This window comes from Hyphomicrobium sp. D-2, from assembly GCF_029872155.1.
Lineage (GTDB): Bacteria > Pseudomonadota > Alphaproteobacteria > Rhizobiales > Hyphomicrobiaceae > Hyphomicrobium_A.
In genome coordinates, this window is sequence record NZ_JARXLA010000005.1 from 332088 (window position 1) to 356271 (window position 24184).

A 24184-nucleotide genomic window follows, 5' to 3' on the forward strand; every position below is an offset into this window, starting at 1 on the left:
GCTCACAGACGCACTGAGCCCGTTTTGCGTGAGGATCGTCGCGATCGGTCCTTGCAAGCCTGACACGGGGCGAAGGCCGCCACGCGCCCCGAATGGAGAGACGGATGAACGAGATTACCAGCCTGTTCAAGACGCAAGCGCCGCTTCCGACCTTCGATCAGATCAAGATCTCCATCGCCAGTCCCGACGACATCATGTCGTGGTCGTTCGGCGAGATTAAGAAGCCCGAGACCATCAACTACCGCACGTTCAAGCCTGAGCGTGATGGCCTGTTCTGCGCGCGCATCTTTGGTCCGATCAAGGACTACGAGTGTCTGTGCGGCAAGTACAAGCGCATGAAGTACAAGGGCCTGATCTGCGAAAAGTGCGGCGTTGAAGTGACGTTGGCCAAGGTGCGCCGCGAGCGCATGGGCCACATCGAGCTTGCCGCCCCGGTCGCGCACATCTGGTTCCTGAAGTCGCTGCCGTCGCGTATCGGCCTGCTGCTCGACATGCCGCTGAAGGATCTCGAGCGCGTTCTCTACTTCGAGAACTACATCGTCATCGAGCCCGGCATCACCGCCTTCCGCGAAAAGCAGCTGCTTTCCGAGGAAGAGTATGAGCGCGCGCTGGACGAGCATGGTCCGGACAGCTTCACGGCCGGCATCGGCGCTGAAGCCATTCGCGAGATGCTGTCGGCAATGGATCTGCCGCAGATCGCAACCGACCTGCGCCAGGAAATCGCTGAATCTACAACTGAGCTGAAGCCCAAGAAGCTCGGCAAGCGCCTCAAGGTGATTGAAGCATTCATGGAGTCGGGCAACCGGCCGGAGTGGATGATTCTCACCGTTGTGCCGGTGATTCCGCCGGAGCTGCGTCCGCTGGTTCCGCTCGACGGCGGCCGCTTCGCTACGTCGGACCTGAATGACCTCTATCGCCGCGTCATCAACCGTAACAACCGTTTGAAGCGGCTGATGGAGCTGCGCGCGCCGGACATCATCATCCGCAACGAAAAGCGCATGCTGCAGGAAGCGGTTGACGCCCTGTTTGACAACGGCCGCCGCGGCCGCGTCATCACCGGCGCCAACAAGCGTCCGCTGAAGTCGCTTGCTGACATGCTGAAGGGCAAGCAGGGCCGCTTCCGTCAGAACCTGCTCGGCAAGCGCGTTGACTATTCCGGCCGTTCGGTGATCGTGGTTGGTCCCGAACTGAAGCTGCATCAGTGCGGCCTGCCGAAGAAGATGGCGCTCGAGCTGTTCAAGCCGTTCATCTACGCCAAGCTGCAGGCACAGGGGCAGGCGGCCACCGTCAAGCAGGCCAAGAAGCTCGTCGAGAAGGAAAAGGGCGAGGTCTGGGATATCCTGGACGAGGTGATCCGCGAGCATCCGGTGTTGCTGAACCGCGCACCGACGCTGCATCGCCTTGGCATTCAGGCGTTCGAGCCTACCCTGATCGAAGGCAAGGCGATCCAGCTTCACCCGCTGGTTTGCGCCGCATTCAACGCCGACTTCGACGGCGACCAGATGGCCGTGCACGTTCCGCTGTCGCTTGAAGCGCAGCTGGAAGCGCGCGTGCTGATGATGTCGACGAACAACATTCTGCATCCGGCCAATGGTCAGCCGATCATCGTGCCGTCGCAGGATATCGTTCTCGGTCTCTATTACCTGTCGATGATCCGCGACAACGAAACGGGCGAAGGCACGCTGCTCGGTTCGGTTGATGAAGCACGCCACGCGCTGGAAGCAGGTGCAGTCAATCTGCACGCGAAGGTGAAGGGTCGCTTCCACACGGTTGACGCTGAAGGCAACCCGATCGTCGAGGTGCTGGACACCACGCCGGGCCGGATGCTGCTGGGCGAACTGCTGCCGAAGGCAAAAGGCATTCGCCCGAACCTGGTCAACCAGCTGCTGACCAAGAAGGCCATCTCGGCCATGATCGACGCCGTCTACCGTAACTGCGGTCAGAAGGACACGGTCATCTTCTGCGACCAAATCATGGCGCTTGGCTTCAAGCACGCGTTCAAGGCCGGCATTTCGTTCGGCAAGGACGACATGCAGATCCCTGCCAGCAAGCAGAAGATCGTCGCTCAGACGACGGAAATGGTGCGCGAGTTCGAGCAGCAGTACAACGACGGCCTCATCACGCAGCTTGAGAAGTATAACAAGGTCGTCGATGCGTGGTCCAAGTGTACCGACCAGATCGCCAAGGAGATGATGGAACGCATCTCCGCAGTTGAGACGGACGATCAGGGCCGCGAGAAGCCGATCAACTCGGTCTACATGATGAGCCACTCCGGTGCGCGTGGCTCGCCCGCGCAGATGAAGCAGCTCGCCGGTATGCGCGGCCTGATGACGAAGCCGTCGGGTGAAATCATCGAGACGCCGATTCTGTCGAACTTCAAGGAAGGCCTCAGCGTGCTCGAGTACTTCAACTCGACGCACGGTGCCCGTAAGGGTCTGGCCGACACCGCCTTGAAGACCGCCAACTCGGGTTATCTGACGCGCCGTCTGGTGGACGTTGCTCAGGACGCGATCATCTCCGAGGAAGATTGCGGCACGGAGCAGGGCATCAACGTGCAGGCGGTTGTCGACGCCGGTCAGGTGATCGTTTCGATCGGTGCACGCGTGCTGGGCCGTACGGCGGCTGAGGACATCGTCGATCCAAGCGATGAGAACAACATCCTGGTGCAGAATGGCGAGCTGATCGAGGAGCGTCACGCCGACGCCATCGAGAAGGCCGAGGTGCAGGAAGTTCGTATTCGCTCGGTGCTGACCTGCGAAACCGTCACCGGTGTTTGCGGCAAGTGCTATGGTCGCGACCTGGCACGCGGTACGCCTGTCAACATCGGTGAAGCTGTCGGTGTTATCGCCGCGCAGTCGATCGGTGAGCCGGGCACGCAGCTTACGATGCGTACGTTCCACATCGGCGGCACCGCGAACGTTGTCGACTCATCGTTCATCGAGTCGAACTTCAACGGTACTGCCCGTATGCGCAACCCGGCGACTGTCGTTGACAGTCAGGGCCGCGAAATCTCCATGACGCGTACGATGTCGATCGTGATCGTCGACCAGTCCGGCAAGGAACTGGCGGTGCACAAGGTGCCGTACGGAGCCCGCGTGCACGTCAAGGAAGGTGATGCGGTTACGCGCGGCACCAAGCTGGCCCAGTGGGATCCATACACCCGTCCGATTCTCACGGAAGTGGACGGCAAGGTGGATTTCGAGGATCTGCTCGAAGGCGCATCCGTCCGCGAACAGACCGACGAGATGAAGGGCACGACGAACCGCGTGATCGTCGATTGGCGAGCCTCGCCGCGCTCGGCTGATTTGAAGCCTGCCATTGTCGTCAAGGACGCCAAGGGCAAGCCCATCAAGGTTCAGCGTGGTGGTGACGCCCGCTATCTGCTGGCGGTTGATGCGATTCTGTCGGTTGAGCCGGGGGCGGAAGTTCAGGCGGGTGACGTGCTTGCACGTATCCCGACGGCATCGGCCCGTTCAGGTGACATCACCGGTGGTCTGCCGCGTGTTGCTGAGCTGTTCGAAGCCCGTCGTCCGAAGGATCACGCCATCATCGCGGAGATCTCCGGCACGGTGGAGTTCGGCAAGGACTACAAGAACAAGCAGCGCATCACCATCAAGCCGGACGACGAAACGGAAGAGGCGGCCGAGTATCTGATTCCGCGCGGCAAGAGCCTCGCGGTTCAGCACGGCGACCGTATCGAGCGTGGTGACTTCGTCTATGACGGCCATCCGGCTCCGCATGACATCCTTGCCATCAAGGGCGTCGAGGAACTGGCGAACTACCTGATCAACGAAATCCAGGACGTTTATCGTCTGCAGGGCGTGACCATCAACGACAAGCACATCGAGGTGATTGTTCGTCAGATGCTGCAGAAGGTGGAGATCACCGATTCCGGTGAAACGGATCTCATCAAGGGCGAGCAGATCGATCGCATCGAGCTTGATGAAATCAACGCCAAGGCGGCAGAGCAGGGCAAGAAGCAGGCTGCTGCGAATCCGGTGTTGCTCGGCATCACCAAGGCATCGCTGCAGACCCGCTCGTTCATCTCTGCGGCTTCGTTCCAGGAGACAACGCGCGTGCTCACTGACGCCTCTGTCAACGGCAAGGTGGATACGCTCGAGGGCCTCAAGGAGAACGTCATTGTTGGCCGTCTGATTCCAGCCGGCACCGGTGGCGCATTGCGTCGTCTGCGGAAGATTGCTCAGAAGCGCGACGAACTCATCGCGCGCGAGCAGGCAAAGCTCGACGGCGACCGTTCATTGTCCGGTCCCGGAGGAATCGCTTCCCGTCGTCGCCGCAGAACGGCCGAAGAAGAAGCGGTTGAGTAAGCCGTTTAAACTCCGTTAAATGAAGCGCGGGCGCCCCGGTGCCCGCGCTTTTTCGTTTTTTTCGCGCATTGAACCCGCGTCATTTCATCCATTGGCGCATTCGCGTAAAAAATTGTCGCTTTGATAGGGTTGTAGGTGTTGACCAGATTCAGCGAGCTGTATATAGGTCACCCCACTCTCACGGTAGGCCGTAGGTCATTACATCGTCCCCTCTGGTTGGGCGTCCGGACCTAAACGCTATCGTCGCAAAGCAGAGGACATATTCGGACCATGATCTGCGGCCTGAAAGGGCAGCACGATCCTCTGGTTTTTAGTGCCGGGCCCGCTTCCTTTCTAGGACGTGAGCTTGGCAGGCTCGGTTTGGCGCATCGACGTCAACCAAGCAACGTGGACGGAAGAGGCGCATGCCGACGATACAGCAGTTGATCCGGAAGCCCCGGACGCAGAAGACATACCGCGAGAAGTCACGCCACATGGAGGCGTGTCCGCAGAAGCGCGGCGTATGCACTCGCGTCTACACCACGACACCGAAGAAGCCTAACTCGGCTCTTCGTAAGGTGGCCAAGATTCGCCTCACCAACGGTTATGAGGTGATCGGCTACATCCCCGGTGAGGGTCATAACCTTCAGGAGCACTCCGTGGTTCTTATCCGCGGCGGTCGCGTGAAGGATCTTCCCGGCGTTCGTTATCATATCGTCCGTGGTGTGCTCGACACGCAGGGTGTTGCCGATCGTAGGCAGCGTCGCTCGAAGTACGGCGCCAAGCGGCCTAAGTGATCGCTTCGGCGGTCTGTCCCGCGGAGTGCGGGGAGGCAGGACGGAATGGTCCTGTTGTTATCGAAAGAATTGCAGCGAAGGGCTGAGCAACGATGTCCCGTCGTCACAGTGCTGAAAAGCGCGTCGTCAATCCTGATCCGAAGTTCGGTGATGTTGTCATCTCCAAGTTCATGAACGCGGTGATGGAGCAGGGCAAGAAGTCCGTAGCCGAACGTATCGTTTACGGTGCCTTCGAGCGCATGGAGCAGAAGGCCAAGTCGGATCCGGTTCAGCTGTTCCGTTCCGCTCTTGATAACGTGATGCCTGCGGTTGAGGTTCGTTCTCGTCGTGTAGGCGGCGCTACGTATCAGGTTCCGGTCGAGGTTCGTCCCGAGCGTCGCCAGGCGCTTGCCATCCGTTGGTTGATCACTGCCGCTCGCGCTCGTAACGAGAACACGATGGTCGATCGGCTGTCGGGCGAGCTGCTTGACGCTGCCAGCAACCGCGGTTCTGCAGTTAAGAAGCGCGAAGACACGCATAAGATGGCAGAGGCCAATCGGGCCTTCTCTCATTATCGCTGGTGATGATCGGACCGGAGCGCGAATAAAATGGCACGCGAATACGCGATCAAGGATTACCGCAACTTCGGCATCATGGCTCACATTGATGCTGGCAAGACCACTACGACTGAGCGGATCCTGTACTTTACCGGCCGTAACTACAAGATCGGCGAAACGCACGACGGCGCCTCGACCATGGACTTCATGGATCAGGAAGCTGAGCGCGGAATCACGATCACGTCCGCTGCCACGACTTGCTTCTGGAAGGGCCGTGACGGCACCAACCATCGCTTGAACATCATCGACACCCCAGGTCACGTCGACTTCACGATTGAAGTTGAGCGCTCGCTGCGCGTGCTTGACGGTGCCGTTTGCGTGCTGGACTCGAACCAGGGCGTTGAGCCGCAGACTGAAACGGTCTGGCGCCAGGGCGATAAGTATGGCGTGCCGCGGATCATCTTTGCAAACAAGATGGACAAGACCGGCGCCGACTTCTTCATGTGCGTCGACGACATCAAGGAAAAGCTGGGCGCAAGGCCTGTTCCGATCCAGATCCCGATCGGCGCAGAGAACGACTTTGCAGGCGTTGTCGATCTTATCCGCATGAAGGCGTACGTCTGGGAAGGCGACGTCAAGGATGCGAAGATGGTCGAGACGGACGTCCCGGCTGATCTGCAGGCTAAGGCTGAAGAATTCCGCGCGGCTATGATCGAAGCAATCGTCGAGATGGACGATGCTGCGATGGAAGCGTACCTCGAAGGCAATGAGCCGGACGAGGCTACGATCCGCAAGCTGATCCGCAAGGGCACCATCACGACCGCTTTCTATCCGATGATGTGCGGCTCTGCGTTCAAGAACAAGGGCGTGCAGCCTTTGCTTGACGCGGTCGTGGACTTCCTGCCTGCGCCTACGGATCGTGAAGCTTTCACCGGAACGGATCCGAAGACCGGCGAGCCGGTGCTGCGCAAGCCGTCTGATGATGAGCCGCTGTCGCTGCTGGCGTTCAAGATCATGGCTTTCGAGCACGTCGGCTCGATCACCTTCTGCCGCATCTATTCCGGCAAGCTGCAGAGCGGTCAGGCGCTTGCGAACACCACGCGCGACAAGAAAGAGCGCGTAGGTCGCATGTACCTGATGCACGCCGCTGATCGTGAAGAGATCAAGGAAGCCTATGCGGGCGACATCGTTGCCGTATCCGGACTGAAGGATACGCGCACCGGTGAAACCCTGTGCGATCCGGCCAAGCCAGTTCTTCTTGAGAAGATGGAGTTCCCGGTTCCGGTTATCGAAATGAAGATTGAGCCGAAGACGAAGGCCGATCAGGAAAAGATGTCCATGGTTCTTTCGAACATGGCTCTTGAAGATCCTTCGTTCCGCGTCTCCGTCGATCCGGAATCTGGCGAGACCATTCTCAAGGGTATGGGCGAGCTGCATCTCGACATCAAGGTCGACATTCTTCGCCGTACCCACGGTGTCGATGCGAACGTCGGTGCGCCGCAGGTTGCTTATCGCGAGACGCTGGTTCGCCCGACGGAAGTCGACTACACGCACAAGAAGCAGACCGGCGGTACCGGTCAGTTCGCTCGCGTGAAGTTCCGCATCGAGCCGAACGAGACGGGCAAGGGTAACGAGTTCGCTGCTGACATCATCGGCGGCTCTGTTCCCAAGGAATACATTCCGGGCGTCGAAAAGGGCGTCAACTCGGTTTGGGATTCTGGCGTTCTGATCGGCTTCCCGATCGTTGACACCAAGGTGACGCTGTTTGACGGCGCCTTCCACGAAGTCGACTCATCGGCGATCGCGTTCGAAATCGCAGCTCGCGCTGCGTTGAAGGAAGGTTTTGACAAGGCCGGCGTCAAGCTGCTCGAGCCTGTCATGGATGTTGAAGTGGTAACGCCTGGCGACTTCGTTGGCAGCGTTATCGGTGATATCAACTCCCGCCGTGGCCAGATCCGTAATCAGGAGATGCGCGGCAACGCTACGGTGATCCGGGCTTATGTCCCGCTCGCCAACATGTTCGGGTACGTGAGCCAGCTTCGCTCGATGAGCCAGGGGCGCGCGTCCTACACCATGCAGTTTGCGCATTACGCGGACGTACCGCGCGCTGTCGCAGACGAGGTGAAAGCGAAGTACGCCTGATAAAGGCTTCAGCAATTGGACGTGTCTAAAGCACGTCTACTGTAATTAAGAGCCGGTTTCCCAAGGGACCGATAACTTAAGTGGAGAGCCACTATGGCCAAGTCAAAATTCGAGCGGACTAAGCCGCACTGCAACATCGGGACGATCGGCCACGTCGACCATGGCAAGACGTCTCTGACTGCTGCCATCACCAAGGTCCTCGCTGAATCGGGTAAGGCACAGTTCTCGGCTTACGATCAGATCGACAAGGCTCCTGAAGAGCGCGAGCGCGGCATCACGATTTCGACCTCGCACGTCGAATACGAGACCGATAAGCGCCACTACGCGCACGTCGACTGCCCAGGCCACGCCGACTACGTGAAGAACATGATCACCGGCGCCGCTCAGATGGATGGCGCGATCCTGGTTTGCTCGGCTGCCGACGGCCCGATGCCGCAGACTCGCGAGCACATTCTGCTTGCCCGTCAGGTTGGCGTTCCTGCGCTGGTCGTGTTCCTGAACAAGGTCGACATGGTCGACGATCCTGAGCTCATCGAACTCGTTGAGATGGAGCTTCGCGAGCTGCTGTCGTCCTATCAGTTCCCGGGCGATGACATTCCGATCGTTAAGGGCTCGGCTCTGATGGCTCTGGAAGATAAGAGCCCCGAGATTGGCCGCGAAGCAATCCTCAAGCTGATGGATGCTGTGGACGAATACATTCCGCAGCCTGAGCGTCCGATCGATCTTCCCTTCCTTATGCCGATCGAAGACGTGTTCTCGATCTCCGGTCGCGGCACCGTTGTGACCGGTCGTATTGAGCGCGGCATCGTCAAGGTTGGCGAAGAAATCGAAATCGTCGGCATCCGCGACACGCAGAAGTCGACCGTCACGGGCGTCGAAATGTTCCGCAAGCTGCTCGATCAGGGCCAGGCTGGCGACAACGTCGGCTGCTTGCTGCGCGGTATTGACAAGGAAGCTGTTGAGCGCGGCCAGGTGCTGTGCAAGCCGGGCACTGTTAAGCCGCACAAGAAGTTCAAGGCTGAGGCTTACATCCTCACCAAGGAAGAAGGTGGCCGTCATACGCCGTTCTTCACGAACTACCGGCCGCAGTTCTACTTCCGTACGACGGACGTGACCGGTGTTGTCACGCTGCCGGAAGGCACGGAAATGGTGATGCCGGGCGACAACATCACGGTTGATGTTGAGCTGATCACGCCGATCGCAATGGAAGAGAAGCTCCGCTTCGCTATCCGTGAAGGTGGCCGTACGGTTGGCGCCGGCGTCGTCGCACAGATCATCGAATAATCACTTGAGAGCGGAGGGGCGCCCACCGTATTGGGCGCTTCTCGTCTTTTGAAAGAGTGCGGGACATGAACGGCCAGAATATTCGCATCAGGCTCAAGGCTTTCGATCATCGAATTCTTGATGCTTCGACGCGGGAAATCGTCAACACGGCGAAGCGCACAGGCGCTGAGGTGCGGGGGCCTATTCCCTTGCCGACCCGGTTCGAGCGGTTCACCGTTAACCGTTCGCCGCACGTCGACAAGAAGAGCCGCGATCAGTTTGAGATGCGCACGCACAAGCGTTTGCTCGACATTGTCGATCCTACGCCGCAGACGGTTGATGCGCTGATGAAACTCGATTTGGCGGCAGGCGTCGACGTCGAGATCAAGCTTTAATCGGCATCCGAGCCAGCGGATCTTCCGCCTGGCATCATGTGAACTTAGAAGGAAGGAATGCTCTCATGCGTTCCGGAGTGATTGCTCAGAAGGTCGGGATGACCCGTATCTTCACGGACTCGGGAGAACACATCCCGGTGACCGTGTTGAAGATGGACAACGTCCAGGTCATTGCGCACCGCACGAACGACAAGAACGGTTACACGGCTCTTCAGCTTGGCGCTGGAAGCCGCAAGCCGTCGCGTCTCACCAAGGCCGATCGGCAGAACTTCGCCGTCGCTCAGGTTGAGCCGAAGCGCAAGCTCGTTGAGTTCCGGGTTACGCCCGAGAACGTCATCGAGGTTGGTGCTGAGATCACCGCCGACCATTTCGTTCCGGGTCAATTCGTTGACGTCACCGGCACGAACCAGGGCAAGGGCTTCCAGGGCCCGATGAAGCGCTGGAACTTCGGTGGTCTTAACGCCTCGCACGGTGTTTCGATCAGCCACCGCAGCCACGGTTCGACCGGTCAGCGCCAGGACCCCGGTAAGGTGTTCAAGGGCAAGAAGATGGCCGGCCACATGGGTGATGAGCGCGTCACCACCCAGAACCTCGTCGTCGTTAAGACGGACGTGGATCGCGGTCTGGTTATGATCCGTGGAGCGGTTCCCGGTTCGAAGGGTGGTTGGGTTCTGGTTCGCGACGCCGTTCGCAAGGAGCCCCACAAGGACGCTCCGCGCCCGGGCGCATTCCGTGCACGTAACGCTGGCGCCGCCGCCGAGACGAAGGAACAGGCGTGATGAAGGTTGATGTCACCACGCTCGCGGCCGCTAACGCCGGCACCGTTGAGCTTTCGGATGCGATTTTCGGGCTTAGCCCGCGTCCCGACCTGATCCAGCGGATGATCCGCTATCAGCTCGCGAAGCGTCGCGCCGGCACGCACTTCTCCCAGGATCGTTCGCTTGTGAACGTGACTGGAAAGAAAGTGTATCGTCAGAAGGGTACCGGTGGTGCCCGTCACGGCGATCGCTCTGCCCCGCAGTATCGCGGTGGTGGTAAGGCTTTCGGGCCCAAGCCGCGCGATCACGCTATCGATCTGCCAAAGAAGGTGCGTGCACTTGCGCTGCGCCACGCTTTGTCGGCGAAGCTGAAGGCCGGTGAGATCGTTGTGCTCGACAAGGCCGAGGCTGCGGACGGCAAGACGTCAGCGCTGCGCGCCCAGTTTGCGAAGCTGGATTGGAACAACGTGCTCATCATTGATGGCGCGGAGTTGGAAGTTGGCTTCGTTCGTGCAGCACGCAACCTGCCGAACATCGACGTTCTGCCGGTTCAGGGCATCAACGTGTACGACATCATTCGTCGTCGCAAGCTGGTGCTTACCAAGGCTGCAATCGCTGCTCTCGAAGAGCGGTTCGCTGGTGCGGAGAGCAAGCAATGAAAAAGCTTAGCGCTTATGACGTGATTGTCTCTCCGGTCATCACCGAGAAGGCGACGCTGGTTTCCGAAGCCAATCAGATCATCTTCAACGTTGCCCCGCGTGCAACGAAGACGGAGATCAAGGCAGCGGTAGAGCAGCTCTTCAAAGTGAAGGTCACGGCTGTCAACACGCTGGTCCGCAAGGGCAAGCTGAAGGCGTTCCGCGGCCGTCGTGCACTGCAGAGCGATACCAAGAAAGCCATCGTGACGTTGGCCGAAGGTCAGCACATCGATATTTCTACGGGCCTCTGAGGTTCCGGAGACTAGGAAACGACCATGGCACTGAAGACATTCCGCCCGACCTCTCCCGGCCTGCGCCACTTGGTGCTGGTTGATCGTGCGCAGCTCTGGAAGGGCGCGCCGGTTAAGGTACTGGTCGAGGGCAAGTCGAAGTCGGGCGGCCGCAACAACTCGGGCCGTATCACCACCCGCCACATCGGTGGTGGTCACAAGCGCGCTTATCGCCTTGTGGACTTCCGTCGCCGCAAGTTCGATGTGCCGGCAACTGTTGAGCGTCTGGAATATGACCCCAACCGTTCGGCGTTCATCGCTTTGATCAAGTATGAGGACGGTGAGCTGTCCTACATTCTTGCTCCGCAGCGTCTGGCAGCCGGTGACCAGGTCATTTCCGGTGAGAAGGTCGACGTCAAGCCCGGCAATGCGATGCCGCTGGCTGGCATGCCGATCGGCACCATCGTGCACAACGTTGAGCTGAAGTCCGGTCGTGGCGGTCAGATCGCGCGTTCGGCCGGTGCCTTCGTGCAGCTCGTTGGCCGTGACGCTGGCTGGGCCATTCTGAAGCTCAACTCTGGCGAGACGCGTCGCGTTCGCGCCGAGTGCATGGCAACAATCGGTGCGGTTTCGAACCCAGATCATTCCAACGAAGTAGTTGGCAAGGCCGGCCGTACTCGCTGGCAGGGTCGTCGCCCAACCGTTCGGTCGATCACCATGAACCCGATCGATCACCCGAACGGCGGTCGTACCAACGGCGGTAAGCACTGGATGACTCCATGGGGCAAGCCGACCAAGGGTGCGAAGACCCGCAAGAACAAGGCAACCGACAAGTTCATCATTCGTGGCCGTCAGAAGAAGAAGTAATCAGACGACGGTACGAGGAGACACGATATGGCAAGATCAGTTTGGAAAGGCCCGTTCATTGATGGGTACCTGCTCAAGAAAGCAGAGAAGGTACGCACTTCGGGTCGCAATGAAATCATCAAGATGTGGAGCCGCCGCTCGACGATCCTGCCGCAGTTTGTCGGCCTGACGTTCGGCGTCCACAACGGGCACAAGCATGTGCCTGTTGCGATCACGGAAGACATGATCGGGCACAAATTCGGCGAGTTCGCGCCGACACGTAACTTTCCCGGTCACGGTGGCGACAAGAAAGCCACCAAGGGCAGATAAGACTTTAAGGCGAAGGCGAAGATTATGGGCAAGCCCAAACGCGAGCGCAGCCTCTCCGACAGCGAGGCGCAGGCCGTGGCAAGGAACCTCCGGGTTTCGCCGCGTAAGCTGAACCTTGTCGCCGGTCTGATCCGCGGCAAGCCGGTTGACACCGCTCTGGCTGACCTGGAGTTCTCCCGCAAGCGCATCGCGCAGGACGTCCGCAAGTGCGTGATGTCAGCCGTTGCAAATGCTGAGAACAACCACGGTCTGGACGTCAACGAACTCGTTGTCTCCGAGGCTTATGTCGGAAAAAACCTGACCATGCGCCGGTTCACGGCACGTGGACGCGGTCGCGCTTCTTCTATCGTGAAGCCGTTTGCGCAGATCACGGTAGTTGTCCGACAGAAGTCGGATGAAGAGAATGAGAAGGCGGCCAGCAAGAAGGCCAAGGCTGCGAAGGGCTCCAAGAGCGCTGCGACGAAGCCCGCCAAGGAGACTGCATAATGGGTCAGAAAGTCAATCCGGTCGGGCTGCGCGTTGGCGTCAATCGCACGTGGGATAGCCGCTGGTTTGCCGCTCGTGGTGAGTATGGCCGCCTTCTGCATGAAGACATGCAGATGCGCGATCATATCATGAAGCAGCGTCGTCAGGCTGGCATCTCCAAGGTCGTGATCGAGCGTCCGCACAAGAAGTGCCGCGTTACGGTTCATACGGCTCGCCCCGGTGTGCTCATCGGCAAGAAGGGCGCCGACATCGAGAAGCTGCGCAGCCAGCTCGCGCGTTTCACGAATTCGGAAGTGCACCTCAACATCGTTGAGATCCGCAAGCCGGAAATCGACGCTACGCTGGTCGCTGAGACCATCGCGCAGCAGCTCGAGCGCCGCGTTGCGTTCCGCCGTGCGATGAAGCGTTCGGTGCAGTCGGCTCTTCGTCTCGGCGCCCAGGGCATTCGTATCAACGTTGCCGGCCGTCTTGGTGGCGCTGAAATCGCCCGCACGGAGTGGTATCGCGAAGGTCGCGTGCCGCTGCACACGCTGCGCGCTGACATCGATTTCGGTTACGGCGAGGCTCACACGGCCTATGGCGTGATCGGCATCAAGGTCTGGATCTTCAAGGGCGAGATCATCGAGCACGATCCGATGGCCTCTGAGAAGCGTAACGCAGACCTGCAGGAAAGCGGTGGTGGCGGTGGTCGTCCGCGTCGGGATGGTGACCGTGACCGAGGCGATCGCGGTGATCGTCGCGAGCGACGTGAGGCAGCTCCGGCAGCCGCCAACGGCGATAATGCAGAGAAGGCGTGAGGCAGCATTGCCGCGCTGACAAGGACGAAACGACATGCTGCAACCCAAACGCACAAAGTACCGTAAGACTTTCAAGGGCCGCATCCATGGCGCAGCCAAGGGTGGAACGGACTTGAACTTCGGTTCTCACGGCCTCAAGGCCATCGAGCCGGAACGTATTACGGCGCGTCAGATCGAAGCTGCCCGTCGTGCTATCACGCGTCACATGAAGCGTGCTGGCCGCGTGTGGATCCGTATTTTCCCGGATGTTCCGGTCACGAAGAAGCCGGCGGAAGTCCGCATGGGTTCGGGTAAGGGCTCCATCGAATTCTGGGCTGCTCGTGTAAAGCCGGGCCGCATCATGTTCGAACTCGATGGCGTTCCGGATCAGATCGCCCGCGAGGCTCTGGTACTGGGCGCAGCCAAGCTGCCGATCAAGACGCGTATTGTTACGCGTATTGGCTGAGCACTGAAGAATTTTACGAGGAATCAAGGCGATGAAGGCGGAAGGCTTTCGGGATATGACGCTCGACCAGCTGGATGACCAGCTGCAAAAGCTCAAGAAGGAGCAGTTCAATCTGCGCTTCCAGCGGGCTTCGGGCCAGCTCGAGAATACGGCGCGGGTGCGTATTGTCCGCCGCGACATTGCCCGCTTGCTGACCGTTGCACGCCAGAAGCGCGCCGGCGGCGCCAAGGGCTGAGGAGTTAGCAATGCCAAAACGCGTGCTGCAGGGCGTGGTCGTATCCGACAAAAACGACAAAACGATAGTCGTCGAGGTCGAACGCCGTTATACCCACCCACTGTTCAAGAAAGTTGTGCGGCGGACCAAGAAGTATCACGCCCACGACGAGAACAACGCATTCAAGATCGGCGATCGGGTTGAGATCGTTGAGAGTGCGCCAATCTCAAAGAACAAACGTTGGGTGGTTCTAACCGAGAACGGTTAGTACCAACGGTCGCTTTTTAGCGCGGATGCAAGTCCGCCAATTGATGCCAGGTCGCTCTTTGAGAGCGGCAGTTTGAAAGGGAAGCCGCGATGATCCAGATGGAGACCAATCTCGACGTCGCTGACAATTCGGGCGCGCGCCGCGTTCAGTGCATCAAAGTGCTGGGCGGCTCGAAGCGCAAGTACGCGACCGTGGGCGACATCATTGTCGTTTCGGTCAAGGAAGCTATTCCGAAGGGTCGCGTTAAAAAGGGCCAGGTCATGAAGGCGGTGGTTGTTCGCACCGCCCATGGCGTTCGCCGTCCCGATGGTTCATTGATCCGCTTCGACCGCAACGCGGCTGTGCTGATCAACGCCCAGGGTGAGCCTGTCGGTACCCGTATCTTCGGGCCGGTCACGCGCGAGCTCCGGTCGAAGAACCACATGAAGATTATTTCGCTGGCGCCGGAGGTGCTGTAATGGCCTCGCTGAAAATTAAAAAAGGCGATCATGTGATCGTCATCGCCGGCCGCGACAAGGGCAAACACGGCGAAGTTGTCGAGATGCTCCCAACGGAGCAGCGCGCGATCGTTCGTGGCGTCAATGTTGTTCGTCGTCATCAGAAGCAGACGGCGAGCCAGACGGGCGGCATCATTTCGAAAGAAGCACCGATTCAGTTGTCGAATCTGGCGCTTGAAGATCCCAAGGACGGCAAGCCGACTCGCGTCGGTTTCAAGTTCCCTGAGGATGGCAAGTAGGTTCGCTTCGCCAAGCGCTCGGGCGAAGTCATTCCGGAGAGATAATGAGCCATGGCTGACAAAGGTAAATCGGCGAAGAACGCCGGCGGCGCACAGCCGAAGCGCAAGGCCGACAAGGCCGCTGCTGCATCGAGCGAGCCGCGTGCACCGGCGAAGCCGCGCCCGGCTGACTACAAGCCGCGCATGAAGGCTCACTACGAGAACGTCGTCCGCGACGAGATGCAGAAGAAGTTCGAGTACTCGAACTGCATGCTGCTGCCGAAGCTGGAAAAGATCGTTCTCAACATGGGTGTCGGCGAAGCCGTTCTCGACCGTAAGAAGGTCGATAATGCTGCTGGCGACCTGGCACTCATCGCCGGTCAGCGCCCGGTGCAGACCAAGGCCCGTACGTCCCTCGCGACGTACAAGCTTCGCGAAGGTATGCCGATCGGCGCCAAGGTGACCCTGCGCGGCGACCGTATGTATGAATTCCTGGACCGTCTGGTCACGATCGCGCTGCCGCGCGTGAAGGACTTCCGCGGTCTCAACCCGAAGAGCTTTGACGGTCGCGGCAACTACGCCTGCGGTCTGAAGGAGCACATCGTGTTCCCCGAAATCGACTACGATAAGGTCGATCAGATCTGAGGGTATGGATATCATCGTGTGTACGTCGGCTAAAACCGACGACGAGGCCCGCGAACTTCTGCGCGCCTTTAACTTCCCGTTTCGCAGCTAGAGGACCCTCGGGATTCCCGAAAAGGCCTTTGGAGGATTTAGATGGCTAAGACGAGCTCGGTAGAGAAGAACAAGAGGCGGCGCAAGCTGGTGGCTCAGGCCTCCGAGAAGCGCAAGCGTCTCAAGGCAATCGCCAACGATCTGCAGGTGCCGGCAGAGCAGCGCTTTGCTGCCCGCATCAAGCTGGCTGAGATGCCGCGCAACAGTTCCGCGACGCGCATCCGCAATCGTTGTGAGCTGACGGGCCGTGCCCGCGGCTACTACCGCAAGCTCAAGATGTGCCGTAACCAGCTTCGCGATCTCGCTAGCCAGGGTCTGATCCCGGGCATGACGAAGTCGAGCTGGTAAGGGAGATTAGACACAATGGCGATCAATGATCCCTTGGGCGATATGCTCACCCGCATCCGTAACGCGCAGATGCGCCGCCGTCCCAAGTGCGTTACGCCGGCCTCGAACATCCGTGGCCGCGTTCTCGACGTGCTTGAGGAAGAAGGTTACATCCGCGGCTATGCCCGCGTGGACCAGACCGGCGTGATGCCGATCTTCGAGATCGAGCTGAAGTATTATAACGGGCAGCCGGCCATCCGTGAGATCAAGCGTGTTTCCACGCCAGGTCGTCGCGTTTACTCAGCGGTGCGTGATCTGCCGACCGTCGCCAACGGCCTCGGTGTCGCGATTCTCTCTACGTCCAAGGGCGTCATGTCGGATGCCAAGGCCCGTGAAGAGAACGTCGGCGGGGAGATCCTCTGCAACATCTTCTAACTTGCTGCGCGCTTACATCGGCGAGCGGCAGGAAACAGGATTTTGGAACGACCATGTCACGTATCGGCAAAAAGGTAGTCCCGGTCCCGTCCAGTGTGACGGCGACGATCAACGGGCGAGAGATCAAGGTCAAGGGACCGAAGGGCGAACTGTCCTTTACGGTTCCGGACAAGATCAACATCGAGAAGACGGATGACGGCATCGTCGTCACGCCTGTCGACGACACGAAGATGGCGCGCTCCATGTGGGGCATGTCACGCACCATGATTTCCAATCTGATTGGCGGCGTAACCGAGGGTTACTCGCAGATCCTGGAAATTCACGGCGTCGGTTTTCGTGCCGCCATGAAGGGCAAGGATCTGCAGCTTCTCATCGGCTTCAGCCACGATGTGATTCATCAGATTCCGGACGGCGTTGAGGTGAAGGTCTCGGGCGCCAAACAGGAAATCATCACCGTCACCGGCATCGACCGTCAGCTTGTCGGGCAGGTATCAGCAAACATTCGCGCCTCGCGGCCGCCGGAGCCCTACCAGGGCAAGGGCATCCGCTATCAGGGCGAATACATCTTCCGCAAGGAAGGTAAGAAGAAGTAAGGACGCCGCCCCATGGCTAATACCGCGCTCAATAAGCTGTTCGATCGGCGCAAGTCACGTGTGCGCCGTCAGTTGAAAGCTAATTCCACCGGGCGTCCGCGCCTTTCGGTGCACCGTTCGTCCAAGCACATTTATGTGCAGGTGATCGACGATGCCGCCGGCCGCACGCTCGCTTCGGCGTCTACGCTGGAAAAAGACCTGCGCACGTCCCTGAAGACGGGTGCCGATACTGCCGCCGCCGCCGCTGTAGGCAAGCTGATCGCTGAACGTGCGACGAAGGCCGGTGTCAAGGACGTCGTCTTCGACCGTGGCGGTTACATCTATCACGGCCGCGTCAAGGCGCTGGCCGATGCGGCCCGCGAAGGCGGCCTGAACTTTGAAGAAGAGGATTGCAACGTGGCACGTCCCCAAGGAAGAGACCGCGGTCGCGATCGCGAAGAACGTGACAGCGAGTTCACCGAGAAGCTCGTTCACATCAACCGTGTTGCTAAGGTTGTGAAGGGCGGCAAGCGCTTCGGCTTTGCTGCGCTCGTGGTTGTTGGTGACCTCAAGGGTCGCGTTGGCTTCGGTCATGGCAAGGCACGTGAAGTGCCTGAGGCAATCCGCAAGGCGACCGAGGCTGCAAAGCGTTCGTTGCTGCGCGTGCCGCTGCGCGATGCTCGTACGCTGCATCACGACACCGCCGGCCGTCACGGCGCGGGCAAGGTTGTGATCCGCTCGGCTCCGGCCGGTACCGGTGTTATCGCCGGTGGTGCGATGCGCGCCGTGTTCGAAATGCTGGGTGTGCAGGACGTGGTTGCCAAGTCGCTTGGCTCGGCCAACCCCTACAACGTGGTGCGCGCAACGTTCGATGCACTGAAGCACCAGGAAAACCCGCGTGGCGTTGCTGCCCGTCGCAATAAGAAGGTAAGCGAGATCGTTTCTCGTCGCCGCGACGGCTCCGCAGCCAGCGAGACTGTTGCCGAGGCGTAATCGGGCGCGCCTCCGGCAAACTCAAGGAATAGCGATATGGCCAAGAAGACCATCATTGTCGAGCAGATCGCCAGCGCCAATCGGCGTCCGGCCGTTCAGACCCAGACCCTGCGCGGTCTAGGCCTCGACAAGCTGCACCGCCGGCGCGAGCTGGAAGATACTCCGGCCGTACGCGGCATGATCAACTCCGTTAGCCATCTGGTTCGCATCGTCGATGCGGCAGAGGCAAAGAAATCCTGAGGAGCTAGGGTCCGATGCGGCTCAACGAAATCAAGGACAAGCACGGTGCGCGCAAAGAGCGTGTGCGTATCGGGCGTGGCATCGGTTCGGGCGTAGGCAAGACGGGCGGCCGCGGTGGCAAGGGCCAGACCGCACGTTCGGGTGTTGCTATCGGTGGCTTCGAAGGCGGTCAGATGCCGCTTCATCGCCGCCTGCCTAAGCGCGGCTTCAACAAGTGGCAGCGCAAGGACTATAACGAGGTGAACCTCGGTCAGTTGCAGAAGGCTGTCGATGACAAGCGCATCGATGCTGGCAAGCCGATCGACGTTGCTGCCCTCGTGGAAGCAGGCATCGTGCGCCGTCCCAAGGACGGTCTGCGTCTGCTTGGTTCGGGTGAGATCAGCGCGAAGGTCAGCGTGACGGTTAATCACGCGTCGGCGTCGGCGAAGGCCGCTGTGGAGAAGGCCGGTGGCACAATCACCCTGATTGAGCGTAAGGTTCTGGCTGCCGATGAGGCCAAGCGCGCCAAGACAGCGGCCAAGAAGAACAAGAGCGCCGTAGCAAAGCCTGCAGCGGGCAACGAAGGCTAAGGCCTTAGCGTCAGCGTCAAAGGCCGCCAGGCTGTAGATCTGGCGGCTGCTTTGTATAAAGGCGGCGTTGTCGCTCCGGGGAAAGGCTCCCATCTTAGGCGAGGGGACATCCAGAGCGGCCCGCCGCCGCAGGCGCAAAGGTTGGGAGAACGAACCATGGTATCCGCTGCGGAGCAGCTTGCCGCCAACTTGAACTTTGGCTCCTTTGCCAAAGCCGAGGATTTGAAGCGTCGCATCTATTTCACGCTTGGCGCGCTCATCGTTTATCGCTTCGGTACCTTCATTCCGCTGCCGGGTATCAACCCGACGGCATTCGCGCAGACCTTTAACGCCAACTCGGCTGGCATCCTCGGCATGTTCAACATGTTCGCGGGCGGTGCCGTCGAGCGTATGGCGATCTTTGCGCTGAACATCATGCCCTACATTTCGGCGTCGATCATCATGCAGTTGATGAGTTCGATGTCGCCGAAGCTCGAAGCCTTGAAAAAGGAAGGCGAGCAGGGCCGCAAGCAGATCAACCAGTACACCCGTTACCTCACCGTGCTCCTGGCGGCTTTCCAGGCCTACGGCATTGCCATTGGTCTTGAGGGATCGAGCAGTGCGGCCGGATCGGTCGTGATCGAGCCGGGCTGGTTCTTCCGCGTCACCACTGTCATCACGCTCGTCGGCGGCACCATGTTCCTGATGTGGCTGGGTGAGCAGATCACGCAGCGCGGCGTCGGCAACGGTATTTCGCTGATCATCTTCGCAGGTATCGTCGCGGGATTGCCGTCGGCACTTGTCGGCCTGTTCGAGCTGGCGCGCACCGGTTCGCTGTCGGTCGTTCTGCTGCTTACGCTGCTGGTTCTGATGCTGTTCGTCGTCGGCGCCATCGTGTTCATGGAGCGTGCACAGCGCCGCCTGCTGATCCAGTATCCGAAGCGTCAGGTTGGCAATCGGATGGCACAGGGCGAAAGCTCGCATCTGCCGCTGAAGCTCAACTCTGCCGGCGTTATTCCGCCGATCTTTGCTTCGTCGCTGTTGCTGCTGCCGATCACGGCTGCTCAGTTCACGGCCGGTCAGGGTCCGCAGTGGCTCAACGACATGACCGCCGCGCTCGGCACCGGACGGCCGCTGCACATCCTTGTCTATGTTGCGCTGATCATCTTCTTCGCCTTCTTCTACACGGCGGTTGTGTTTAATCCGAAGGACACGGCGGACAATCTGCGTAAATACGGCGGATTCCTGCCCGGTATCCGCCCTGGCGACAAGACGGCGGAATACATCGACTACGTTCTCACTCGCATCACGGTTGTCGGCGCCATTTATCTAGCCGCGGTCTGTGTGCTTCCTGAAATCCTCATCGCCTACGCCGCCGTACCGTTCTACTTCGGTGGTACCTCACTTCTGATCGCCGTGAGCGTAACGATGGACACGGTTTCGCAGGTGCAGAGCCATCTTCTGGCCCATCAGTATGAGGGTCTGATCAAGAAGGCGAAGCTGCGCGGAGCAACGCCAGGTGCGGGACGGGGACGTCGATGAACCTGATCCTGTTGGGGCCGCCCGGTGCCGGTAAAGGCACTCAGGCGGAGCGGATTGCGACGGAGCGTGGCCTGATCCAGTTGTCGACCGGAGATATGCTCCGCGAGGCAGTTAAGGCAGGTTCCCCGATCGGACTGGAAGCCAAGGCGATTATGGCTGCCGGTGGTCTGGTGCCGGATGGGGTGGTCATCAAGATCATCTCTGACCGCATCGCCCAGCCTGACTGCGCCAACGGATTTATCCTTGATGGATTTCCGCGCACGCTGAATCAGGCGGCCGCCCTTGATGAGCTGTTGGCACAGCAGGGCAAGAAACTTGACGCAGTCGTAGAACTGCGGGTTGACGACGCGATACTAGAATCGCGTATCGAGAACAGGGCTCGGGAAACGATCGCTGCCGGTGGAACTCCACGGGCGGATGATAATGCCGAGGCTTTGAGAAAACGGCTTATGGCGTATTACCGCGAGACGGCTCCGCTCATTGGTTACTACTTTGCCAAGGGCAAGCTGGACACGGTAGACGGCATGGCGTCGATTACGGAAGTGGCAGCGAGTGTTGATGCAATTCTGGGCTCACTCGCCGCACCTTGAAAAAACCGTAATAGCGCCAATTGACGGGGAGCTATAGCTCCGCTACAACACCCCGTTCTTAACGCGCCTGAAGTGCTTCCGGTCTGCAACCAGACAGACCGGATGGGTGTGTTTTTTGGCGTAGGAAAAACGGATAGCAGCGACTTAGCCGCGCTGGGGCAGATGCCTCAGTTTGGCGGCAATCGATACCTCAGGAGAGACGTGTGGCCCGTATCGCAGGCGTCAACATTCCGACGCAGAAGCGCGTAGTAATCGCGCTGCAATACATTCACGGGATTGGTCCCAAGTTCGCGAACGACATCTGCGAGAAGGTGGGTATTCCTGCCGAACGCCGTGTGCAGCAGTTGACCGACGCCGAGGTTCTGCAGATCCGCGAAACCATCGACCGCGACTACCTCGTGGAAGGTGACCTTCGCCGCGAAGTCATCATGAACATCAAGCGCCTGATGGACCTGGGCTGCTACCGCGGTCTTCGTCACCGCAAGGGCCTGCCGGTTCATGGTCAGCGTACGCATACCAACGCCCGCACCCGCAAGGGTCCGGCGAAGGCTATCGCTGGCAAGAAGAAGTCTTGATTTGAGCGACGCCAGGGGAGCGGCATACGCCGGTCTCCGCTCGCTCGTTTCGCGTTGTGGATAATTGGGTCGCGCGACGGCCCTTGGAGAGACGACGGTTATGGCCAAGGATACGGCACGCGGGAAGATTCGTCGCCGCGAGAAAAAGAACATCACTTCGGGCGTTGCGCACGTCAATGCATCGTTCAACAATACCATGGTGACGATCACCGACGCCCAGGGCAACACGATTTCCTGGTCTTCGTCTGGCGCCAAGGGCTTCAAGGGCTCGCGTAAGTCGACCCCGTACGCCGCTCAGGTTGCCGCTGAAGATGCTGGCCGCAAGGCTCAGGAACACGGCATGAAGATCCTTGAGGTTGAGGTTTGCGGCCCGGGTTCTGGCCGCGAGTCGGCTCTGCGCGCTCTGCAGTCCGTTGGTTTCCAGATCACTTCGATCCGCGATGTAACGCCGATCCCGCATAACGGTTGCCGCCCGCGCAAGCGCCGTCGCGTTTAATTGTTTCTGTCGTGGCGCCGGGGCTCGGCGCCGCGCCCGTCACCGGTCATTGGCCTCGTCGGCCTTTGGTCGGTGAATGCGATTTTACCCCTCCCGCCTGCGCGCCTGGACGCAGGCCTCACTCTGTAAAGCGAGGCTCCCCGTGGTGAATGTCCTGCAAAAGAACTGGCAAGATCTGATCAAGCCGAACAAGCTCGACGTGGCCTCCGGTCGCGATAGCAGCCGGATCGCGACCGTCGTCGCTGAGCCGCTGGAGCGTGGCTTCGGCATGACGCTGGGTAACGCCCTGCGTCGCGTTCTGCTGTCGTCCCTTCAGGGCGCTGCGATCAAGACCGTTCAGATCGACGGCGTTCTGCATGAATTCTCTTCTATTCCTTCGGTGCGTGAGGATGTGACCAACATCATCCTCAACATCAAGGAAGTTGCGCTGCGCATTCACTCCGAAGGCGTGAAGCGTCTGATCCTCAAGAAAGAAGGCGGCGGCCCGGTCCTGGCAAAGGACATCGAGGCAGGCCCTGACGTCGAGATCCTCAATCCGGAGCACGTCATCTGCACGCTCGATCAGGGCGCTGCGATCCGGATGGAATTCACCGCTGACATGGGTAAGGGCTACGTTGCGGCTGACCGCAACCGTCCGGAAGATGCGCCGATCGGTCTTATCCCGGTCGACAGCCTCTACAGCCCGGTCAAGAAGGTTTCCTACAAGGTCGAGAACACCCGTGAGGGCCAGATTCTCGACTATGACAAGCTGACGATGACGGTTGAGACCGATGGCTCGGTGACACCTGAGGATGCGATCGCTCTCGCGGCCCGCATTCTGCAGGATCAGCTTGCTGTCTTCATCAACTTCGAAGAGCCGAAGAAGGCCGTTGAAGAAACGCGCCATCCGGAGCTGGCCTTCAACGCCGCGCTGCTCAAGAAGGTCGATGAGCTTGAGCTGTCGGTTCGCTCGGCAAACTGCCTGAAGAACGACAATATCGTTTATATCGGCGACCTGATCCAGAAGACCGAAGCCGAGATGCTGCGCACGCCGAACTTCGGCCGCAAGTCGCTCAACGAGATCAAGGAAGTGCTGGCCTCGATGGGTCTGCACCTCGGCATGGAAGTGCCGAACTGGCCGCCGGACAATATCGAAGAGCTGGCCAAGCGCTTCGAAGACCAGTACTGAGGCCAGGCACTACAACACGAGATAACTACAGCACGACGTGCGAATTCCGGCGGGTAGCCCTTGAGGCTACGACGCCGGGACCACGATTAAGCCTAGCGAGGTGAGGCCGTAGAACCTCCCCGTTAAACAACCTAAGGGAACTTTGATATGAGACACAAGAAACTGGGTCGCCGGTTTAGTCGCGACAGCAGCCACCGTCAGGCGATGTTCTCCAACATGGCCGCTTCGCTGATCCGTCACGAGCAGATCGTTACCACGCTGCCGAAGGCGAAGGATCTGAAGCGCATCGTCGACAAGTACATCACGCTGGCCAAGCGCGGTGATCTGAACTCGCGCCGCCTTGCCGCTGCTCGCCTTCGCGACGACGACATGGTCAAGAAGCTGTTTGACGTGCTGGCCGTGCGCTACAAGGATCGCGCTGGCGGTTACTCGCGCGTGCTGAAGGCCGGCTTCCGCTACGGTGACAGCGCTCCGCGCGCCGTTATTGAGCTCGTTGACCGTGACGAGTCTGCCAAGGGCAAGGAAGATCGCGCCCGCCATGAAGCGCAGCTCGCTGCTGCTGGCGAAAGCTGAGAATTGGAGCCGCCGCGAACAAGGTTCGCGGATTGGTTGCCTGAAACAAAAAGGCCGACGCCAACGCGTCGGCCTTTTTTTGTTTTGAGGTTGGGATCACTTGACCGGATCACCGGACTGACAGTGCAAGCCGTGGATGCGTCGGCAAGTTCCGGCTGCTTTT

At 59.6% G+C, this 24184-nt stretch carries 30 protein-coding genes and 2 pseudogenes; all 32 read left to right on the top strand.

The window, feature by feature from the left end:
* Positions 1 to 104 precede the first annotated feature (104 nt).
* The 32 genes and pseudogenes from rpoC (at position 105) to rplQ (ending at position 24021) form a co-directional block, all read left to right on the top strand.
* The gene (rpoC, locus tag QEZ49_RS11585) at positions 105 to 4328 is read left to right on the top strand and encodes a DNA-directed RNA polymerase subunit beta' (RefSeq protein ID WP_280387037.1); all 4224 of its coding nucleotides are present in this window, start codon (positions 105 to 107) and stop codon (positions 4326 to 4328) included.
* Positions 4329 to 4732: 404 nt separating this feature from the next.
* Positions 4733 to 5104, top strand: a complete 372-nt coding sequence (gene rpsL, locus QEZ49_RS11590; RefSeq protein WP_068459036.1) for a 30S ribosomal protein S12 — start codon at positions 4733 to 4735, stop codon at positions 5102 to 5104.
* A 92-nt stretch (positions 5105 to 5196) separates the two neighbouring features.
* Positions 5197 to 5667, top strand: coding sequence for a 30S ribosomal protein S7 (rpsG, locus tag QEZ49_RS11595; RefSeq protein WP_280387040.1), 471 nt, complete (start codon positions 5197 to 5199; stop codon positions 5665 to 5667).
* 24 nt (positions 5668 to 5691) lie between these two features.
* Positions 5692 to 7782 carry an elongation factor G gene (gene fusA, locus QEZ49_RS11600; RefSeq protein ID WP_280387042.1) on the top strand — a complete coding sequence of 697 codons (2091 nt, stop codon included), beginning with the start codon at positions 5692 to 5694 and terminating at the stop codon, positions 7780 to 7782.
* A gap of 93 nt (positions 7783 to 7875) precedes the next feature.
* Positions 7876 to 9066, top strand: coding sequence for an elongation factor Tu (gene tuf, locus QEZ49_RS11605; RefSeq protein ID WP_280387044.1), 1191 nt, complete (start codon positions 7876 to 7878; stop codon positions 9064 to 9066).
* 65 nt (positions 9067 to 9131) lie between these two features.
* Complete coding sequence (rpsJ, locus tag QEZ49_RS11610; protein ID WP_068459040.1) at positions 9132 to 9440, top strand: 30S ribosomal protein S10; 309 nt, start codon at positions 9132 to 9134, stop codon at positions 9438 to 9440.
* Between the two features lie 65 nt (positions 9441 to 9505).
* Entirely contained in the window at positions 9506 to 10219 is a 714-nt protein-coding gene (gene rplC / locus QEZ49_RS11615; RefSeq protein WP_068459041.1) for a 50S ribosomal protein L3, read from the top strand.
* On the top strand, positions 10219 to 10857 hold the full coding sequence (rplD, locus tag QEZ49_RS11620; RefSeq protein WP_280387047.1) for a 50S ribosomal protein L4: 639 nt from the start codon (positions 10219 to 10221) through the stop codon (positions 10855 to 10857). Before rplC ends, rplD begins: the two co-directional genes overlap by 1 nt.
* Positions 10854 to 11147 (top strand): 50S ribosomal protein L23, encoded by a 294-nt coding sequence (locus QEZ49_RS11625; protein WP_280387048.1) that lies wholly within the window; start codon positions 10854 to 10856, stop codon positions 11145 to 11147. The genes rplD and QEZ49_RS11625 overlap by 4 nt, the downstream gene beginning before the upstream one ends.
* 24 nt (positions 11148 to 11171) lie before the next feature.
* Entirely contained in the window at positions 11172 to 11993 is an 822-nt protein-coding gene (gene rplB, locus QEZ49_RS11630; protein ID WP_280387050.1) for a 50S ribosomal protein L2, read from the top strand.
* A 27-nt stretch (positions 11994 to 12020) separates the two neighbouring features.
* Positions 12021 to 12302: a 30S ribosomal protein S19 gene (gene rpsS / locus QEZ49_RS11635; RefSeq protein ID WP_068459045.1), complete on the top strand. Its 282-nt coding sequence runs from the start codon at positions 12021 to 12023 to the stop codon at positions 12300 to 12302.
* Between the two features lie 24 nt (positions 12303 to 12326).
* A complete protein-coding gene (gene rplV, locus QEZ49_RS11640; RefSeq protein ID WP_280387053.1) occupies positions 12327 to 12788 on the top strand; it encodes a 50S ribosomal protein L22 in 462 nt (153 codons plus the stop codon).
* A complete protein-coding gene (gene rpsC, locus QEZ49_RS11645; RefSeq protein WP_280387054.1) occupies positions 12788 to 13585 on the top strand; it encodes a 30S ribosomal protein S3 in 798 nt (265 codons plus the stop codon). Before rplV ends, rpsC begins: the two co-directional genes overlap by 1 nt.
* Before the next feature lie 34 nt (positions 13586 to 13619).
* A complete protein-coding gene (gene rplP, locus QEZ49_RS11650) occupies positions 13620 to 14030 on the top strand; it encodes a 50S ribosomal protein L16 (RefSeq protein ID WP_280387055.1) in 411 nt (136 codons plus the stop codon).
* Positions 14031 to 14061: 31 nt separating this feature from the next.
* Entirely contained in the window at positions 14062 to 14265 is a 204-nt protein-coding gene (gene rpmC / locus QEZ49_RS11655; RefSeq protein WP_068459049.1) for a 50S ribosomal protein L29, read from the top strand.
* A gap of 10 nt (positions 14266 to 14275) precedes the next feature.
* A complete protein-coding gene (gene rpsQ, locus QEZ49_RS11660; RefSeq protein WP_068459050.1) occupies positions 14276 to 14512 on the top strand; it encodes a 30S ribosomal protein S17 in 237 nt (78 codons plus the stop codon).
* Positions 14513 to 14601: 89 nt separating this feature from the next.
* Entirely contained in the window at positions 14602 to 14970 is a 369-nt protein-coding gene (rplN, locus tag QEZ49_RS11665; RefSeq protein WP_068459051.1) for a 50S ribosomal protein L14, read from the top strand.
* Positions 14970 to 15248 (top strand): 50S ribosomal protein L24, encoded by a 279-nt coding sequence (gene rplX / locus QEZ49_RS11670; RefSeq protein ID WP_280387059.1) that lies wholly within the window; start codon positions 14970 to 14972, stop codon positions 15246 to 15248. The genes rplN and rplX overlap by 1 nt, the downstream gene beginning before the upstream one ends.
* 183 nt (positions 15249 to 15431) lie before the next feature.
* Positions 15432 to 15963 (top strand): annotated as a pseudogene (rplE, locus tag QEZ49_RS11675) (50S ribosomal protein L5).
* Between the two features lie 41 nt (positions 15964 to 16004).
* Positions 16005 to 16310, top strand: coding sequence for a 30S ribosomal protein S14 (rpsN, locus tag QEZ49_RS11680; RefSeq protein ID WP_068459053.1), 306 nt, complete (start codon positions 16005 to 16007; stop codon positions 16308 to 16310).
* Between the two features lie 15 nt (positions 16311 to 16325).
* Positions 16326 to 16724, top strand: coding sequence for a 30S ribosomal protein S8 (rpsH, locus tag QEZ49_RS11685; RefSeq protein WP_280387061.1), 399 nt, complete (start codon positions 16326 to 16328; stop codon positions 16722 to 16724).
* A gap of 53 nt (positions 16725 to 16777) precedes the next feature.
* On the top strand, positions 16778 to 17317 hold the full coding sequence (gene rplF / locus QEZ49_RS11690) for a 50S ribosomal protein L6 (RefSeq protein ID WP_280387063.1): 540 nt from the start codon (positions 16778 to 16780) through the stop codon (positions 17315 to 17317).
* Positions 17318 to 17329: 12 nt separating this feature from the next.
* Positions 17330 to 17683: pseudogene (gene rplR, locus QEZ49_RS11695) on the top strand (50S ribosomal protein L18); the annotation flags it as partial.
* A 30-nt stretch (positions 17684 to 17713) separates the two neighbouring features.
* A complete protein-coding gene (rpsE, locus tag QEZ49_RS11700; protein ID WP_068459057.1) occupies positions 17714 to 18289 on the top strand; it encodes a 30S ribosomal protein S5 in 576 nt (191 codons plus the stop codon).
* Between the two features lie 36 nt (positions 18290 to 18325).
* Positions 18326 to 18529 (top strand): 50S ribosomal protein L30, encoded by a 204-nt coding sequence (rpmD, locus tag QEZ49_RS11705; RefSeq protein WP_068459058.1) that lies wholly within the window; start codon positions 18326 to 18328, stop codon positions 18527 to 18529.
* A gap of 14 nt (positions 18530 to 18543) precedes the next feature.
* Positions 18544 to 19098, top strand: a complete 555-nt coding sequence (gene rplO / locus QEZ49_RS11710) for a 50S ribosomal protein L15 (protein WP_280387065.1) — start codon at positions 18544 to 18546, stop codon at positions 19096 to 19098.
* A 156-nt stretch (positions 19099 to 19254) separates the two neighbouring features.
* On the top strand, positions 19255 to 20619 hold the full coding sequence (gene secY / locus QEZ49_RS11715; protein WP_280387067.1) for a preprotein translocase subunit SecY: 1365 nt from the start codon (positions 19255 to 19257) through the stop codon (positions 20617 to 20619).
* The gene (locus QEZ49_RS11720) at positions 20616 to 21209 is read left to right on the top strand and encodes an adenylate kinase (protein ID WP_280387069.1); all 594 of its coding nucleotides are present in this window, start codon (positions 20616 to 20618) and stop codon (positions 21207 to 21209) included. Before secY ends, QEZ49_RS11720 begins: the two co-directional genes overlap by 4 nt.
* A gap of 203 nt (positions 21210 to 21412) precedes the next feature.
* The gene (gene rpsM / locus QEZ49_RS11725) at positions 21413 to 21784 is read left to right on the top strand and encodes a 30S ribosomal protein S13 (protein WP_068459062.1); all 372 of its coding nucleotides are present in this window, start codon (positions 21413 to 21415) and stop codon (positions 21782 to 21784) included.
* 100 nt (positions 21785 to 21884) lie between these two features.
* On the top strand, positions 21885 to 22280 hold the full coding sequence (gene rpsK, locus QEZ49_RS11730) for a 30S ribosomal protein S11 (RefSeq protein WP_068459063.1): 396 nt from the start codon (positions 21885 to 21887) through the stop codon (positions 22278 to 22280).
* Between the two features lie 145 nt (positions 22281 to 22425).
* Entirely contained in the window at positions 22426 to 23448 is a 1023-nt protein-coding gene (locus QEZ49_RS11735) for a DNA-directed RNA polymerase subunit alpha (protein ID WP_068459160.1), read from the top strand.
* A 147-nt stretch (positions 23449 to 23595) separates the two neighbouring features.
* Positions 23596 to 24021, top strand: coding sequence for a 50S ribosomal protein L17 (gene rplQ, locus QEZ49_RS11740; RefSeq protein ID WP_280387072.1), 426 nt, complete (start codon positions 23596 to 23598; stop codon positions 24019 to 24021).
* The last annotated feature ends 163 nt before the right edge of the window (positions 24022 to 24184 follow it).

Bases quoted from the DNA above. Each gene is read 5' to 3' on its own strand.
- rpoC (WP_280387037.1), top strand. From the start codon at position 105: ATGAACGAGATTACCAGCCTGTTCAAGACGCAAGCGCCGCTTCCGACC.
- rpsL (WP_068459036.1), top strand. From the start codon at position 4,733: ATGCCGACGATACAGCAGTTGATCCGGAAGCCCCGGACGCAGAAGACA.
- rpsG (WP_280387040.1), top strand. From the start codon at position 5,197: ATGTCCCGTCGTCACAGTGCTGAAAAGCGCGTCGTCAATCCTGATCCG.
- fusA (WP_280387042.1), top strand. From the start codon at position 5,692: ATGGCACGCGAATACGCGATCAAGGATTACCGCAACTTCGGCATCATG.
- tuf (WP_280387044.1), top strand. From the start codon at position 7,876: ATGGCCAAGTCAAAATTCGAGCGGACTAAGCCGCACTGCAACATCGGG.
- rpsJ (WP_068459040.1), top strand. From the start codon at position 9,132: ATGAACGGCCAGAATATTCGCATCAGGCTCAAGGCTTTCGATCATCGA.
- rplC (WP_068459041.1), top strand. From the start codon at position 9,506: ATGCGTTCCGGAGTGATTGCTCAGAAGGTCGGGATGACCCGTATCTTC.
- rplD (WP_280387047.1), top strand. From the start codon at position 10,219: ATGAAGGTTGATGTCACCACGCTCGCGGCCGCTAACGCCGGCACCGTT.
- QEZ49_RS11625 (WP_280387048.1), top strand. From the start codon at position 10,854: ATGAAAAAGCTTAGCGCTTATGACGTGATTGTCTCTCCGGTCATCACC.
- rplB (WP_280387050.1), top strand. From the start codon at position 11,172: ATGGCACTGAAGACATTCCGCCCGACCTCTCCCGGCCTGCGCCACTTG.
- rpsS (WP_068459045.1), top strand. From the start codon at position 12,021: ATGGCAAGATCAGTTTGGAAAGGCCCGTTCATTGATGGGTACCTGCTC.
- rplV (WP_280387053.1), top strand. From the start codon at position 12,327: ATGGGCAAGCCCAAACGCGAGCGCAGCCTCTCCGACAGCGAGGCGCAG.
- rpsC (WP_280387054.1), top strand. From the start codon at position 12,788: ATGGGTCAGAAAGTCAATCCGGTCGGGCTGCGCGTTGGCGTCAATCGC.
- rplP (WP_280387055.1), top strand. From the start codon at position 13,620: ATGCTGCAACCCAAACGCACAAAGTACCGTAAGACTTTCAAGGGCCGC.
- rpmC (WP_068459049.1), top strand. From the start codon at position 14,062: ATGAAGGCGGAAGGCTTTCGGGATATGACGCTCGACCAGCTGGATGAC.
- rpsQ (WP_068459050.1), top strand. From the start codon at position 14,276: ATGCCAAAACGCGTGCTGCAGGGCGTGGTCGTATCCGACAAAAACGAC.
- rplN (WP_068459051.1), top strand. From the start codon at position 14,602: ATGATCCAGATGGAGACCAATCTCGACGTCGCTGACAATTCGGGCGCG.
- rplX (WP_280387059.1), top strand. From the start codon at position 14,970: ATGGCCTCGCTGAAAATTAAAAAAGGCGATCATGTGATCGTCATCGCC.
- rpsN (WP_068459053.1), top strand. From the start codon at position 16,005: ATGGCTAAGACGAGCTCGGTAGAGAAGAACAAGAGGCGGCGCAAGCTG.
- rpsH (WP_280387061.1), top strand. From the start codon at position 16,326: ATGGCGATCAATGATCCCTTGGGCGATATGCTCACCCGCATCCGTAAC.
- rplF (WP_280387063.1), top strand. From the start codon at position 16,778: ATGTCACGTATCGGCAAAAAGGTAGTCCCGGTCCCGTCCAGTGTGACG.
- rpmD (WP_068459058.1), top strand. From the start codon at position 18,326: ATGGCCAAGAAGACCATCATTGTCGAGCAGATCGCCAGCGCCAATCGG.
- rplO (WP_280387065.1), top strand. From the start codon at position 18,544: ATGCGGCTCAACGAAATCAAGGACAAGCACGGTGCGCGCAAAGAGCGT.
- secY (WP_280387067.1), top strand. From the start codon at position 19,255: ATGGTATCCGCTGCGGAGCAGCTTGCCGCCAACTTGAACTTTGGCTCC.
- QEZ49_RS11720 (WP_280387069.1), top strand. From the start codon at position 20,616: ATGAACCTGATCCTGTTGGGGCCGCCCGGTGCCGGTAAAGGCACTCAG.
- rpsK (WP_068459063.1), top strand. From the start codon at position 21,885: ATGGCCAAGGATACGGCACGCGGGAAGATTCGTCGCCGCGAGAAAAAG.
- rplQ (WP_280387072.1), top strand. From the start codon at position 23,596: ATGAGACACAAGAAACTGGGTCGCCGGTTTAGTCGCGACAGCAGCCAC.